The organism is Corynebacterium sp. HMSC072D12, from assembly GCF_001813925.1.
Lineage (GTDB): Bacteria > Actinomycetota > Actinomycetes > Mycobacteriales > Mycobacteriaceae > Corynebacterium > Corynebacterium aurimucosum.
Genome location: NZ_KV814416.1, coordinates 225379 through 238994 on the forward strand (window position 1 = coordinate 225379; position 13616 = coordinate 238994).

The 13616-nt window shown below is 64.0% G+C and carries 7 protein-coding genes; all 7 read right to left on the reverse strand.

Annotated elements, in window-relative coordinates; genetic code table 11:
* Positions 1-141 precede the first annotated feature (141 nt).
* The 7 genes from HMPREF2943_RS11370 to HMPREF2943_RS11400 all read right to left on the reverse strand — a co-directional run bounded on the left by HMPREF2943_RS11370 (position 142) and on the right by HMPREF2943_RS11400 (position 13494).
* A complete protein-coding gene (locus HMPREF2943_RS11370) occupies positions 142-1689 on the reverse strand; it encodes an acyl-CoA carboxylase subunit beta (protein WP_284847604.1) in 1548 nt (515 codons plus the stop codon).
* Positions 1686-6530 (reverse strand): type I polyketide synthase, encoded by a 4845-nt coding sequence (locus HMPREF2943_RS11375; protein WP_070711676.1) that lies wholly within the window; start codon positions 6528-6530, stop codon positions 1686-1688. The genes HMPREF2943_RS11370 and HMPREF2943_RS11375 overlap by 4 nt, the downstream gene beginning before the upstream one ends.
* A gap of 217 nt (positions 6531-6747) precedes the next feature.
* Positions 6748-8607, reverse strand: coding sequence for a FadD32-like long-chain-fatty-acid--AMP ligase (locus HMPREF2943_RS11380; protein ID WP_070711678.1), 1860 nt, complete (start codon positions 8605-8607; stop codon positions 6748-6750).
* Positions 8608-8745: 138 nt separating this feature from the next.
* Positions 8746-9678, reverse strand: a complete 933-nt coding sequence (locus HMPREF2943_RS11385) for a cutinase family protein (protein ID WP_070711680.1) — start codon at positions 9676-9678, stop codon at positions 8746-8748.
* 54 nt (positions 9679-9732) lie between these two features.
* On the reverse strand, positions 9733-10239 hold the full coding sequence (locus tag HMPREF2943_RS11390; protein ID WP_070443293.1) for a hypothetical protein: 507 nt from the start codon (positions 10237-10239) through the stop codon (positions 9733-9735).
* Positions 10240-10247: 8 nt separating this feature from the next.
* Positions 10248-12161, reverse strand: a complete 1914-nt coding sequence (locus HMPREF2943_RS11395; RefSeq protein ID WP_371325727.1) for an alpha/beta hydrolase-fold protein — start codon at positions 12159-12161, stop codon at positions 10248-10250.
* Positions 12162-12462: 301 nt separating this feature from the next.
* A complete protein-coding gene (locus tag HMPREF2943_RS11400) occupies positions 12463-13494 on the reverse strand; it encodes an alpha/beta hydrolase (RefSeq protein ID WP_070443289.1) in 1032 nt (343 codons plus the stop codon).
* Between the last annotated feature and the right edge of the window lie 122 nt (positions 13495-13616).

A 13616-nucleotide genomic window follows, 5' to 3' on the forward strand; every position in this document is an offset into this window, starting at 1 on the left:
GAATTCCTAGACTTTATGCCTATCGTACGAAACGGTCCCAAACGTTACGCCCCGTGCCTGGGGCGCGCGGCGGAGGCTTAGGTCGCCCAGTGAGCATGCATCCCGAGAGCAGCTAACAGGAGGCAGTTAACCCCCAGGACGCTAGAGCGGGGAGATGGTGTGCTTCTTGGGCAGGTCCTTCTCTTGCTTATCGGCAAGCTGGCGCAGCGCGCGGCGCAGGGCTAGACGCGACTCGGAGGGCTTAATCATGCCATCGAGGTATCCGCGCTCCGCGGCGACATAGGGCGCGGTCATGGTCTCGTCGTAGAAGTCCATGAACATCTTCTTCGTCATCGCGCGTTGCTCTGGGGTCTCGGCGGCCTCGAGCTGCTTGCCCGCAATCATGACCACGGCGGCGGCCGAGCCCATCACGGCAATCTGGGCCGTCGGCCACGCCAGGTTGATATCACCGGTCAGGTTCTTCGAGCCCATCACGGCATACGCGCCGCCATAAGCCTTGCGCACGATGAGCGAGACCTTCGGCACGGTGGCCTCCACCACGGCAAACGCAAACTTCGCGCCGCGGTGAATCAAGCCCGCCTTCTCTTGGTCCACGCCCGGCAGGTAACCCGGCGTATCCACCACAAAGACCAGCGGGATGTTGTAGGCATCGCAAATACGGATAAAGCGCGCGCCCTTATCGGCGGCATCCGCATCGATACAACCCGCTGAATGCATCGGGTTATTGGCCACAAAACCCACGGCCTTGCCATCAATGCGACCAAAGGCAGTGATGACGTTGGGGGCGTAGTTTTCCTGAATTTCGATGAGATCGTCATCGTCGCCAAGCTGCGTGAGCAGGTCCATCATGTCGTAGCCGGCGTTCGTATCATCCGGCATGAAGGAATCCAGCTCGGTGTCCTGGGCTACCTCCTCATCAGAAGGCGCATCGAAGACCGGGGATTCGTCGAAGCAGGTCAGAGGCAAATGATCCAGCAAGTCACGAACTAGGTCGAAGGCCTCATCCTCCGAGGGCACCACGACAGACACGTTGCCGTTGAGCTCCTGCTGGCGCGCGGAGCCCAAGTCGTGGGAGGAAATTTCCTCGCCCGTGACCTCCTTGATCACGTTCGGGCCCGTCACGTACATTTCCGCCTCACCATCGACGGCGATGATGAAGTCCGTGGTCACCGGCGCATACACCGCACCACCAGCGGACTTACCCATCATGATGGAAATCTGCGGGCTACGGCCAGATAGCGGCAGCTGGCGGCGGGCAATCTCGGAGTACATGGCCAGAGACGTCACCGCGTCCTGGATGCGCGCACCACCGGAATCCTGGATACCGATAACCGGGCAGCCAATCTTGATGGCCAAATCCATGATGTCGGTGACCTTCTTACCAAAGGTCACGCCCACGGAACCGCCATACACGGTCTTATCGTGCGCGTAGATACACACCGGGCGGCCATTGATGCGGCCGTGACCAGTGACCACGCCGTCGGAGTAAATCGCATCCGGGTCACCGGGGGTCTTGCCCAGGGCGCCGGTTTCGACGAAGGAGCCTTCGTCGAGAAGCGCGGCGATGCGTTGGCGCGGAGTCGAACGCCCAGCCTCGTCGCGGCGCGCCCGGGAGCGTTCACTGCCGGGATCCTGGGCGCGTTCGAGGCGCTCGCGTAGGTCCGCTAGCTTGTCAGCGGTGCTAGTCACTTCCGAATCTTCTCCTCGATCCATTCCTCCATGTGCTTGCCCACGATACCGATTGCGGGCTCGTCGGGAACCGCCAGGTGGTCGCCCGGCAGCTGCACAATCTCCAGATCCTTCACGATAACGCCCCAGCCACCGTCCGGGTTAATCTCCGCATAGGCAGGCTCGAGCTCGATGGCGCCGTCATGCATGCGCTCGGAGCGGAAGAGGATGACGGGCGCGCTTACCGACGCCCACCGTCCCATATCCAGCGAGCCCAGAATCTGGTTATCCACGAAGGATGCGCGCTGGTGCTCTAGCACGCCGGCGGACAGGCCGTGCTCAGAGGCGTCGGTGGAGCTAAGGAATTCCGCGAGCATGGCCATGAGTGCATCCTCGCCCACGGTCTCCAGCATCTCGTAGGGCGGCTCGAAGTCGAGGCCATAGGTCTTCTTGGCGAAGGCGGCGTAGCGCCCCCAGCGGGCCTTGGTTTCCTCCAGTGTCTTCGGCGCTGGGTTAGCCGGCTGGGTGGTATCCAGCAGAGCGATAAAGGCAACCTCAGCAGTATCCTCGCCGCGAGCTTGACGCTCCTGCAGCTGGTAGGCCACCTCGTAGGCTAGCGCTCCGCCGAAGGACCAGCCGCCGAGCACGACCTTGCGCCCGCGCGCGTAGTGCAGGATGTCCTCGATATAGGCGGCGGCGCGATCCTCCAGGCTGCCCTCGAGGCGCTCCACGCCGTAGACGGCGATATCGGCAGGCAGGCGGCGGGTCAGCGGCTGGTAGACCACGGTGGTGCCGCCGGCCGGGTGGAACATGAAGACGGCCGGGCCATCGGCCTCGCGCAGCACGCGGATATTGCCTTCGACCTCGGTCTCCAGGCCCTCGCGGACCAGGTCTGCCAAATTCTCCAGGGCTTCGGCTTCCTGGACCTGCTGTGCGGTGACCTCGATGCCGGCGCGCTCGGTGAGGCGCTCGGCAATCTTTGCGGCGACCTCATCGCTGACCTGCGGCAGCGCAGAGGTCACGCCGGCCGCGGCCTTGCCCGTGAAGGTGGCCCAGGTACCGAAGACCATACGCTCGGAGGCATCGCGCGGTGCGACGCCGACGCCTGCGCGGTTCTCGTCCATGCCGCCGCTTTCGCCGTTCGGCTTATCTGCGCCTCCCTTCGCGCTCACGGTGGTGTCGTTCGCGCCGGTGTGGTCGGCCTCGGTGAGCGCGAAAGGTGCGTCAGTGCTCGCGGTTCCAGCTTCAGCGGCCACGTCGGCCGGTGCCTGTGCGGCAGAACCGGGCTGCTCGGACACGGCCTCTTCAACCATGGTGATGACGTCGGCGAGGGAGGCGTCGCGAAGCGCCTGCACCTGCAGCGGCGGAATCTGGAAGTCATTCTCCACACGGTTCTTAATGCGCATACCCATGAGCGAATCCAGGCCCAGGTCAATAAGCGGCAGCTCACGCGGGAGATCGGAGACGTCGTAGCCCATGGACTCCGACACGATGAGTGCCAAGCGCTCCTCCACGCTCTCCGTCGCCGGGTCCCAGCGCACGGCATCGGCGCCCACGTCGGGGTCCGCGAACTGCGGCGCGGTCACAGCCTGCGGCAGGCTCGGCTCCGGGGCCGCAGCGGGTTCGGCAAGGTTGAGAGTCGAGGCAAAGCCCTCCGCGACAAGCTTGGTGCTTGCTCCGTCCACGTAGTGCACCGCCAGCGACAGTCCACCCAGCGTGCGGCGGACAATCGTGGTGACCTCGCCCTTCGCGGGCAGGTCGAGGTGCTCCTCGCTCGCCGCGATATGGGCGCCCGGGGTCACGGCCTCGGCGGCAGCCTCCAGGATGGCCAGCGCGCTCGGCGCCTGGTCGGCGTTCGTGGAGAAAGCCACCGCGCCCTCCGGCAAGCTCACGCGCGCACCCGGCAGACCGGACACACCAGAAGACGGACGAGCATTGGTCCAAAAACGTTGGCGGCGGAAGTGGGTATGGGGGGCGTCGACAAGCGCGCCGGAGCCAAAGACCTTAGTGTAATCCACCGGCGTTCCAGCAACGTAGAGCTTGCCCAGCAGGTCCAGAAGTGACTCGGTGGGCTCCACCTTGCGCTTCAGGCTGTAGAGCAGCTGCGCATCCGCCTTGCCCGCGGCAAAAGCGGTGGACATCAGGCCCATCAGCGCAATCGGGTTCGGGGAAATCTCCACGATCTGCATGTGGCCGGCCGCGAACGCCGCTTCCGCCGCGTCCTGCAGGTAGACGGGCTTGCGGGTCATGCGGATCCAGTAGTCCTCATCGTGCAGCACCGCACCGGGGCGGTAGACCTTGCCGCGGTCCACGGAGGAGAAGAGCGTCGTGTGCAGCGGGCGGGTCTCGATGCCAGCGATTTCTGCATAGAGCTCACCCAGGAGCGGGTCAACGGCGGAGGTGTGGCCAGCACCCTTGACATTGAGCGCGCGGGCGAACTTGCCCTCGCCCTCGAGGCGCTCCACCAGCGCGAGGACCTCCTCACGCGGGCCGCCCACGGTGGTCATGCCCGGGCCGGTGTAGACGGCGGGTTCGATGGAACCCGGCAGGGCGTCAATCTCCTCGGCGGAAAGCTCGACGACGGCCATGGCGCCCTGCTGGTCCTCCGGCAGCGAAGCCTCGCCCTCGCCCATGAGGCGCGCGCGGTGGCAGGCGATGAGCATGGCGTCGGCCGCCGTGATGCCGCCCGCAGAGTAGGCCGCGCCGATTTCACCCATGGACATGCCGATAACGCCGGCCGGGCGCACGCCGAAGGTGGCGAGCAGGTCCGTCAGCGCGATCTGGATGGCGGTGATGGCTACCTGCGCGGTTTCGGTGTTATAGGTCTGGGCGTCGTCGTGCACCAGCTCCAGAATGGACCAGCCGGATTCGCGCTGGACGATGGCGTCAAGCTCCTCCAAGCGCTCCTTGAACAGCGGCGAGATCTCGATCATGTCCTTGGCCATCTTGCGGTGCTGGGAGCCGAAACCGGAGTACATGAAGACTGGTCCGTGCACCGTCGGGGAATCCGCCGCGGCGATCCCGACGGAGACGGTCCCCTCGGAGACCTGACGCAGGCGCTTGACAGCTTCCTCGCTTGACGACGCCGTTACTACCGCACGCGAACGCCCATGGTTGCGGCGCGCGAGGGTGCGGGCCAGGGAGAGCAGGTTCGGGTTCTCCGCTTCGATGTAGTCCGCCAGGTGAGCCGCTGCCGCGGCGCGGCGGGATGGCAGCAAACCGGAGACCGGCAGGGCTACTGGCTGGCCCTCGCCGATGGCGACCTGCGGGGCATCCTGGTGGGTCAGCCCGCGGTAATCCGTAAGAACGACGTGTGCATTGGTGCCGCCGAAACCAAAGCCGGAAACACCGGCGATTTTCTGGCCGGAGTATTCAGGCCACTCGCGCGGATCCTCGACCACTTCGAGGTGCTCTGCGTCAAAATCGATATAGCGGTTGGGGCCCACGTAGTTGATGTTTGGTGGGATGACGCCGTGGCGCATGCCTTCGATGACCTTGATGAGGCCCACGACGCCAGCGGCGGACTCGGAGTGGCCGATGTTGGTCTTGGCGGAGCCGAGCAGGGTCGGGTTGGCGGCCTGGCGGCCCGGGCCCAACACGCGGCCGAGCGCGGTGGCTTCAATGGGGTCACCGAGAATGGTGCCGGTGCCGTGGGCCTCGACGTAGTCCACGTCCTGCGGGCGGATGCCGGCGTCGGCGTAGGCGCGCTCGAGGACGTCGACCTGCGCGTCTGGGTTGGGGGCGGTCAGGCCGTTGGAGTGGCCGTCAGAGTTGACCGCGGAGCCCTTGATGACGGCGTGTATGGTGTCGCCGTCGCGCTCGGCGTCCTCCAAGCGCTTGAGCACGAGCACGCCCGCCGCATCCGCGCGGACGATGCCATCGGCATCATCGGAAAAGGCGTGGATGGCGCTGGTGGGCGAGGTGACACCCAGCTCACTAAAGCCGATGGAGGCGTGCGGCGAGGCCAGGATGTTCACGCCGCCGGCGAGGGCCGTATCGGCCGCACCCACGCGCAGATCCTTCACCGCCTGGTTGACCGCGACGAGGGAAGCCGAGCACGCGGTATCCACGTTGAGGGAAGGGCCGCGCAAATCGAAGGCGTAGGAAAGGCGGTTAGCCACGATCGCTGAGGAGGTACCCGTCATGGCATAAGGGTGCATCTCAGCCGGGTCGGCGGTAATGAGCATGCCGTAGTCATTGTTGGTGGAGCCCATGTAGACACCGGTGGCGGTGCCGCGCAGCTGGTTGGCAGGCACGCCGGCATCCTCGAGGGCCTCCCACGCCACTTCGAGGAGAATGCGCTGCTGCGGGTCCATATTGGCCGCCTCCAGTGGGGAGAGGCCAAAGAACTCGGCGTCGAAGGAGGCGATGTCCTCGATGTAGCCGCCGTCGGTGTTTTGCTGCTCCATCTTCTCGCTGGTAATTGGGTCGGAGGAGTACTCCGACCAGCGCCCGACGGGCAACGGGCCGGTGCCCGCGCGGCCCTCGACGAGCATGGTCCAGAACTCGTCGACGTTCTTGGCTCCCGGGAAACGGCCGGCATAGCCGATGACGGCGATATCCCCGCCCGCGAGGGAAGCAGAACGCGGCGAAGCCTCACGCGGCGCGCTTTCTGCCGAGGTGCCGGCCGCGCCGTTGACAAGGCGCTCGGCCAGCTGCGCAATGGTGGGGTACTCGTAGGCCACGGTGGGCTCGAGCTTAATCCCGAGGAGGTTTTCTAACTCGCCGGAGAGGACGACTGCGTCACGCGAGGACAGCCCGAAATTCTCCAACGGTTTGGTGTCCGTGATTTCCTCAGCTGATAGGCCGGTGGTCTGCGCAACCCAGGTGCGCAGCCAGCCACGAAGCTCTTCAACGGTCATAAATCTCTAGCTTTCTTACGCGGACTAAAACTAACTAAATGTGCGGTCGATTTTGCGCAGCACAAAAGCGCGCACATCGATGCGTATATAGGGGTTATCGGACAATTATCCCACTTTGTTAACTTGGGTTTCATAACCGACATACCCACAGGCAGCGACAACCCCCGCTCCGCGGTTGCGCGGAAACGGGGGTTGAAAAGGCGTGGTTTCGGAAGGCCTAGGAAGCGAGGTAGCTCTTCTTCGCCACGCGGCGGGCAATCTTGCCCGAGGAGGTGCGCTTGATCTCATTAGCGTTGAACCACTGGATGACGGCCGGCGTCACGCCGTGGTGCGCGGAGACTGCGGAGCGGATGGCTTCGGACGCGGCGGCGTCATCGGCTGGGTTGGCGCCGTCGGCGCGCTCAATGAGCAGCACGAGTTCCTCGGTGCTACCACCCTCCACGGAGAAGGCCGCGATGGAATCCGCACGTACGTGGCCCGAGGCCTCCTGCACGGTGCCTTCGATGTCCTGCGGGTAGTGGTTGCGGCCAGCCACCACGATGAGGTCCTTGAGGCGGCCAGTGATGTAGAGCTGGTTATCCACGATTGCCGCCAGGTCACCGGTGGCCAACCAGTTGTTATCCTCCGGCGCGTTCGGCACGCGGGAGCCCTCTTTCAGGCGCTCCCCCAGCGTGTTGTGGAAGGTCGAGGTGGTTTCCTCCGCGCGGTCCAGGTAACCGGCCGCGCGGTTATCACCGTGGAGCCAGATTTCGCCCACTCGGCCATCCGGCAACTCGGCCTTGGTCTCTGGGTCCACGATGGTCAGGTGCTGAGCCACGACGCTCTGACCACAGGAGGCATAAGCCACGGAGTCCGCGGACTTCTCCACGATGACCGCCTCGCCGTCGGCCAAACGCTCGCGGTCGAAGTGGGAAATAATCGGGCGCTCCAATGTCTGCGGGGTGGTCACAATCAGCGAAGCCTCCGCCATGCCATAGGAGGGGCGCAGGGCATCGCGGCGCAAGCCGTACTCTTCCTTGCCGAAGGTCTCCCAGAAGGAATTCACCGCGGACTCCGTGACCGGCTCCGAGCCGATCACGATGCCATCAACGTTGCTGAAGTCCAGCGTCTCACCTTCCGCCGGGGCGCCGTAGCGCGCGGCGAGCTCGAGGGCGAAGTTGGGAACCACGGCATAGGTTCCCTGCAGCTGCTCATCGATGGGCTGGCGCTTGAGCTGGTCAATCCAGCGCTTGGGCTGCTGCACGAAGTCACGCGGCGTCATGATTTCCAGGTTGAGGCCCAAGATAGTCACGAAGGTTGCCAGGATGATGCCCATATCGTGGTGCATCGGTAGCCAGGACACCACGCGCGCCGGCATCTTGATCTGCACCGCGGTGAAGATCTGCAACACATTGGTCATGATGTTGCGATTGGTCAGCAGCACACCCGCTGGGGTGCGGGTGGAGCCGGAGGTGTACTGCAGGAAGGCCGGGTGGTCCACCGGCGCGGTCTGCAGCGCGGCCAGGGCCGCCTTGCCCTCCTCGGTCTCCAGCGGGTTCACCCAGCTCTGCGCCAAGGAATCCGGCAGGGAGTCGATGGAGATGATGCGCGGGCGCTCAGCCGCCGGGCGGTCCGAGAAGTATGCGCGGTTCGCCGCGGCCGAGATGTTATTAGTCAGCACGATCGACGGATTCGCGTCACCAAAGACCGCCCGCAGGTGGTCGGTGTGGCCGGGCTCGTTCGGATCATAGAGCGGAAGCGGCGTCATGCCCGCGTACATCGCGCCGAGGAAACCGAAGATGTACTCGGGAGAGTTGCCCGCCAGGATCGCCACACGATCCCCCATCTTGCCCACCTGCTGCAGGCGTGCTGCTACCGCCTTGATGCGGGTATTGACCTGGGAGCGGGTGATATCGCGCGGGGTGCCCTCCGGGTTATCGGTATAGACCCACTGGCGCATGACCGGGCGATCCGGGATTCCCGCCTGCTGCTCCGCGGCATAGACGTGTTCAGCGAGCCCCGCCAATGTGAGGTGAGGCGGTAGGGCAATGTTGCCCTTCTCGTCGAAGAACTGGCCGATCAAGGCTTTCAGGTCCATGTGGGAAAGCTCCTTCGTAGGGTTGAGAGGGGCACGCACCCCTACTTCACGTACTTTTGACATTGAAAATATCAGAAGAGATGTGCCGAGCGTTACATGGCACGCGGTGGAGGTGGGGTGCGGGGGCGTCGCCAAGCACTACTGCGCGTCGATGGTGTCCTTCGCCCACTGCGTGACCCACTGATTGGCCGTGGTGCCTTCGATGACGTCCGGATTGTAGGCATACAGTGCATGAACACCGTTGGCGTCGATGAGATCACGCGCGCGTTCGAGCCCGTTGCTGACATCCAGCGGGGCATCACAAATCGAGTCATTCGGCGCACAGATTTGGAAGGTGCGGTCCGCCAGCGCCCCGAAGCCATTGGCGCGCTCACCGCGCATCGTGGCACCCGGGACGATACCCTGAATCAACGTCGAGACCGGCTGCAGGGCAATCTCCGCGCCCACACCGCCGACGTGCGCGCCCGGGTTAATGCCCACGACATCCTGGCGCCGCCCATCCGCAATGAGAGCTACGCCCGCCACGCTTTCTGCGGGCACGGGACCGTTACCGCCGCCAATCCGGTCCGCCACATCACCCGCGATGACCGCTCCCTGCGAAAATCCGCTCAGGATGAATTTCGTGTTCGGGCAGGTCTCGTGCATGTAGGTCAACTCGCCCTCTAGGCGCGAGGTGCCCTCATTGCGGGAATCGTCGTAGCTCATCTCGTGCTGCGCGTTGATGTTCTTAAACTGCGCGGTGTACGGCAGCGTCCACACCTTGACGTCCTCGGGGACGTAGGCCTCCTTCAGAGGATTCGTAATCGACAGCATGAAGGAGTTCGGGTTCGCGCCTGGGTTAATGGGATCATCGTCCGCAGCGGATTCCCACGTTCCCGGAGCGGAGATAAACTCCACGCGCGGGCACCAGTCCGGTTGCTCGGGGCTCGCGTCCCCCTCCTCCTGGGAGGGGGCGGGCTCCGCCAGGTTCCCTTGCTCTCCTTCCTCATTGGTATTGAGAAAGTGGACCGCTCCCCCGCCAATCACGGCTAGGAGAACAACGACGGCAAGGACGGTGAGTGTTTTACGCATGAAGAAATTTCTACCTTGACAAGGCGCGGGATTGGCTGGAAAATCCCTGCCACATTACTGAGCGCAGAGCTTGTTGCCCTGCTCGGTGATGAGCTGGACGACGTCCTCGTGGCTGAGTTCCGTGCGACCCTGCTCGATGAGCTGCCCGGCCACAGCCGGCACGGTGACGGCATCGCCCTGGCAGGAAGCTTGCGCAGCCCCCACCAGTTGGTCTTCTACGCCGTCGATGTTCACACCTTTCTCAGCCACTGCAGCCAGGAAGTCCTGGTCCGGGCCTTGCGCGGGCGCGGGCGTTGGGATTTCGGAGATCTCGCGCGCACCACGGTCTTCCGGCTCCTCGCCTGGCGTTCGCTCGGCCGAGGCGGATGCAGAGCTTTCGGATGCCTTGCTTGCCGACGATTCACCACTCGCCACCGAGGAGCGCTCCAGCGGAGCCACGGAGGTTTCGGTGGCATCACCCTCGTCGACGGTGGCGGAACCGCAAGCGCTCAGCAAGGTGCCGGCCGCAAGCAGCACCGCCGCACCAGCTGCTGCGGTGGGTCGGGCAGAGAAAAGACGCATGACAGTCCCTACTTCTTATCCGCCTGGACCTGGCCCATGACCTCACGAATGACGCCGTGCTGGAAGGACTGAGTCAGTCCGCCTGCCGGAATGGAGGCGTAGTCCTTGGTGGGCCAGCCAAACTCACCCTGCTCCCAGCCGTGCTTGCCCCACTCATCAAAAATCTTGCCCTTGAGGATGTAGTGCGCGCCGGAATCCATGGACCAGTAGATGTTGCCGTGTTCGAATTCCTGGAAGAAGCCGCCGTTGACGGCCGTCTCCTCGCCCACCGGGTAGCCCAGCTCGGACTCGGCAGCCTTCAGTTCCTTGTATTTCGCGCCGATAGCACCGTGCACGATGTGGGTGGAGCCATCCGGGTTGCGGGTTAGCACGCCGTTCTCGAAGTCCTGGACCTCGCCCTCGCCAACCTTGCGCGGCTCGGACACCGGGTACTTGAGGTCGCCGCCCTCGAAGCCGTTCTTGCCCCAGGCATCGAAGAGGTCCTTCGAGATGGGCCAAGCGCCGGTCTCCGGGGTCCAGTAGATGGAACCGTGCTCGAAGTGGACGTAGCGGCCGCGGCCGTCCGGGGTCTTTTCCTCGCCGGTCTTCGGGAAGCCCAGCCAAGAGGTCGGGCCACCGAGCTCGGAGTAGCGCGCACCAATGCGGCCAATGACGGCGTGGGCACCGGTCTCCGGGGACCAGTAAGCGGTACCGGCCTGGAAGTCCTGGGCCTTGCCGCGATCGGCAACGTCATACTCGTTGTTCACGCAGTCACCGATAATGCCGGACTTGGTGGCCTCTGCAATAGCGCCGATCGGGGTGCAGTCAGCGCCGCGGTCGCTCTTGTCCAGGCCGAGGGAATCAGCGATGTAAGGCCAGGCCTCGGTCATCTCGAACTGCCAGTACTCCCAGCTGTGAACGCCGGTCGGGCGGAACTTCACGACCGGCTCGACACCGGCGCGCTTGGCGTAGTCAACGAAGGTCTGGGTGGACATGCGGGAGATTGCCTCTAGACCCACGCCGGCCATGTTGGCCTTGCCCTTGGCCACCGAACCAAGCTGGCCGTAGTCATCCTTGCCGTTGCCAGCGGAGACGTAGACCTTCATGTCCTTGAGGTTCTCGATGCCCAGCTTCGGATCGTGGTCAATCCAATCCTGGGAGTAGAGGTCACCCCACATGTTGGTGGAGGTGAATCCGCCAGCATCAGCCTGGGCAGCGGTAATAGCCTCCGGCATACCCGTGGTGGTGGTATCGAGGTAGCCCGAGAAGGAGCCAACGTACTTGAAGGCCCACGGGTTCCGCTCAGCTAGGTTCATGGCGGCGGTACCACCCATGGAGATACCGGTAACGGCGCGCTTGCCGTTGGAACGGTAGCCCTTCTCCAGAATCGGGATAAGCTCCCGCATCAGGAAGGTCTCCCACATGTAGTGCGTGCCGTTGTCCTCCTTCTGCCAGTCAGAGTAGAAGGAGGACTCACCGCCCACCGGCATGATGAGGTTGACGTTGCGGTCGGCGTACTGGGAGAGGATGTTGGTCTCGATAGTCCAGCCGGACTCGTCATCGCGGGCACGCAGGCCGTCCAGCGCCCAGACCTCCGGGAAGGTCTTATCCGGGCTGGAGTACCAGTCACGCGCGAGCTGGATCTGTACGACCTGCTCCTTGTCCGGCATGGCGGCGGACTTGATGTAGACCATGAGGTGGCGGTTGGTCAGGTACTCAACGCGGGAAACAGATACGCCCTCCGGCAGGCCCTCAATCTCCGGGTATTCGGTATCTACCGGAGTACGCTGCGGCGGATTAGAGGGAGCGAAGGAATCGGAAAGGTTGGAGCTGCCTAGGAGATCAGTAATGCCCTCGGTGGAGGAGCTGGACGACTGCGCGTTGGCGATTGGCAGCAGCGCAAAGCCCACTGCCACGGCGGTGGGCAGTGCGGCGATGGTCAGGCCCTTGCGGGCTGCGGACGGGGAACGCAGGCCGGACGCCTTGGCGGACCGGCGGGGCTGAGTTGACGCAGTGTTCGGCATTGAAGAGTCCTTGTAGGGGTAAATCGAGATGAGGGCACGCGGTGCCGCGAGCGGGCTCCGCAGGTTCCCCTCCTGCGGAACTCGCCGCCGCACGCGTGGTGAGCGGTCTAATGTGTTCTCAAGTTTAAGTTTAACTTGAGACTTTCGGTAGGGGGACACGCCCAGCGAACCAATGAAAAAGCCGCCGTGCTCTTAAGCACGGCGGCGAGACAGTAAGTACTTACCAGGCGTTCATAACGTTAAGCACCTGCGGCTTGGAGCGCTCGAGTTGGTAGCCGAACTGCTCCCAGTTGTGCAGGCCCTGGGCCGGGTAATTCGTCTGCAAGCGAACACCCATGGCGCGAGCCTTCAACTCCCACAGGCGGGTGGTGCCGTTGGCAAAGCCCTCCAGCGCCACGCCGGCCGCGATGTGTTCCGGACGGTAGCGCTGCTGATCCAGCGGCCCCGGGATGCCGGAGGCGGCGGAGACGTAGACATCCGTTCCGTTCGCAGCCAAATCCGGGATCAGGTTGAAGGGGTCATTGCTGAAACGCTTCGGGTTGATGATGGACCCGTACATGGCGTTGATGTTGAAGCCGCCGGCGTCGAGAAGCGCCAGGCGCATGAAGGTCTGGGCACCCGGCAAGGTCGTGGTGAGGTAGCCGGAGTAGGACAGCGCCTGACGGAACTGCTCTGGGTGCTTGCCCGCGAGGGTAATCGCAGCGGTAGCACCCATGGACAGGCCAGCGATGGAGTTATTGTTGCGGGCCACGCCGAAGTTGCCCTCAAGGTAGGCCGGAAGCTCCTGCGTCAGGAAGGTCTCCCACTGGTAGTTGACCGGCTTGACCAGATCGTAGGTAGCCGGACCGTTCCAGTCCGCGTAGAAGGAGCCCGCGCCGCCCACCGGCATCACCAGGGTGATGTTGTGGTCTACATAACTGCGCGCAGCGTTGACGTCATTGACCCATGCGTTGGTGAAATCGGTAGCGCGCAGGCCATCGAGCAGGTAAAGACCCGCATTGCCGCCGTTTTTAGCGGGCTGGATCTGCACTGGGATGTTGCGGCCCATGGCCTGGGACCACACGTCGCAGCGCTGTACCCAGTAACCGACGCGATCCCATTCGCAGGCGCCGGTGGCGTCGCCACGCAGCCAGTCACGGTGAGCGGCGGATGCTTCTTGCGTACCCGCGGTCACGACCAGGCCCAGAGCCACAGCGATGGCTGCCACCACTGAGAGGACCCGAGTCCGCAGGCCGGAGCTTAGTGAACTCATGTTTCTCCTTAACGTTTTTACTGCCACTAGTACATCGCCAACACGCCAGCGATAGTTACAGATCAATAACAGGAATCTTTCGTAGCGTAACGCACCCTGGCAATTTTCGCCTACCCATGGGG

Excerpts from the sequence above, each read along its gene's own strand:
- HMPREF2943_RS11380 (WP_070711678.1), bottom strand. The coding sequence starts at position 8,607 with ATGGACCTGAAAGCCTTGATCGGCCAGTTCTTCGACGAGAAGGGCAAC.
- HMPREF2943_RS11375 (WP_070711676.1), bottom strand. The coding sequence starts at position 6,530 with ATGACCGTTGAAGAGCTTCGTGGCTGGCTGCGCACCTGGGTTGCGCAG.
- HMPREF2943_RS11400 (WP_070443289.1), bottom strand. The coding sequence starts at position 13,494 with ATGAGTTCACTAAGCTCCGGCCTGCGGACTCGGGTCCTCTCAGTGGTG.
- HMPREF2943_RS11390 (WP_070443293.1), bottom strand. The coding sequence starts at position 10,239 with ATGCGTCTTTTCTCTGCCCGACCCACCGCAGCAGCTGGTGCGGCGGTG.
- HMPREF2943_RS11385 (WP_070711680.1), bottom strand. The coding sequence starts at position 9,678 with ATGCGTAAAACACTCACCGTCCTTGCCGTCGTTGTTCTCCTAGCCGTG.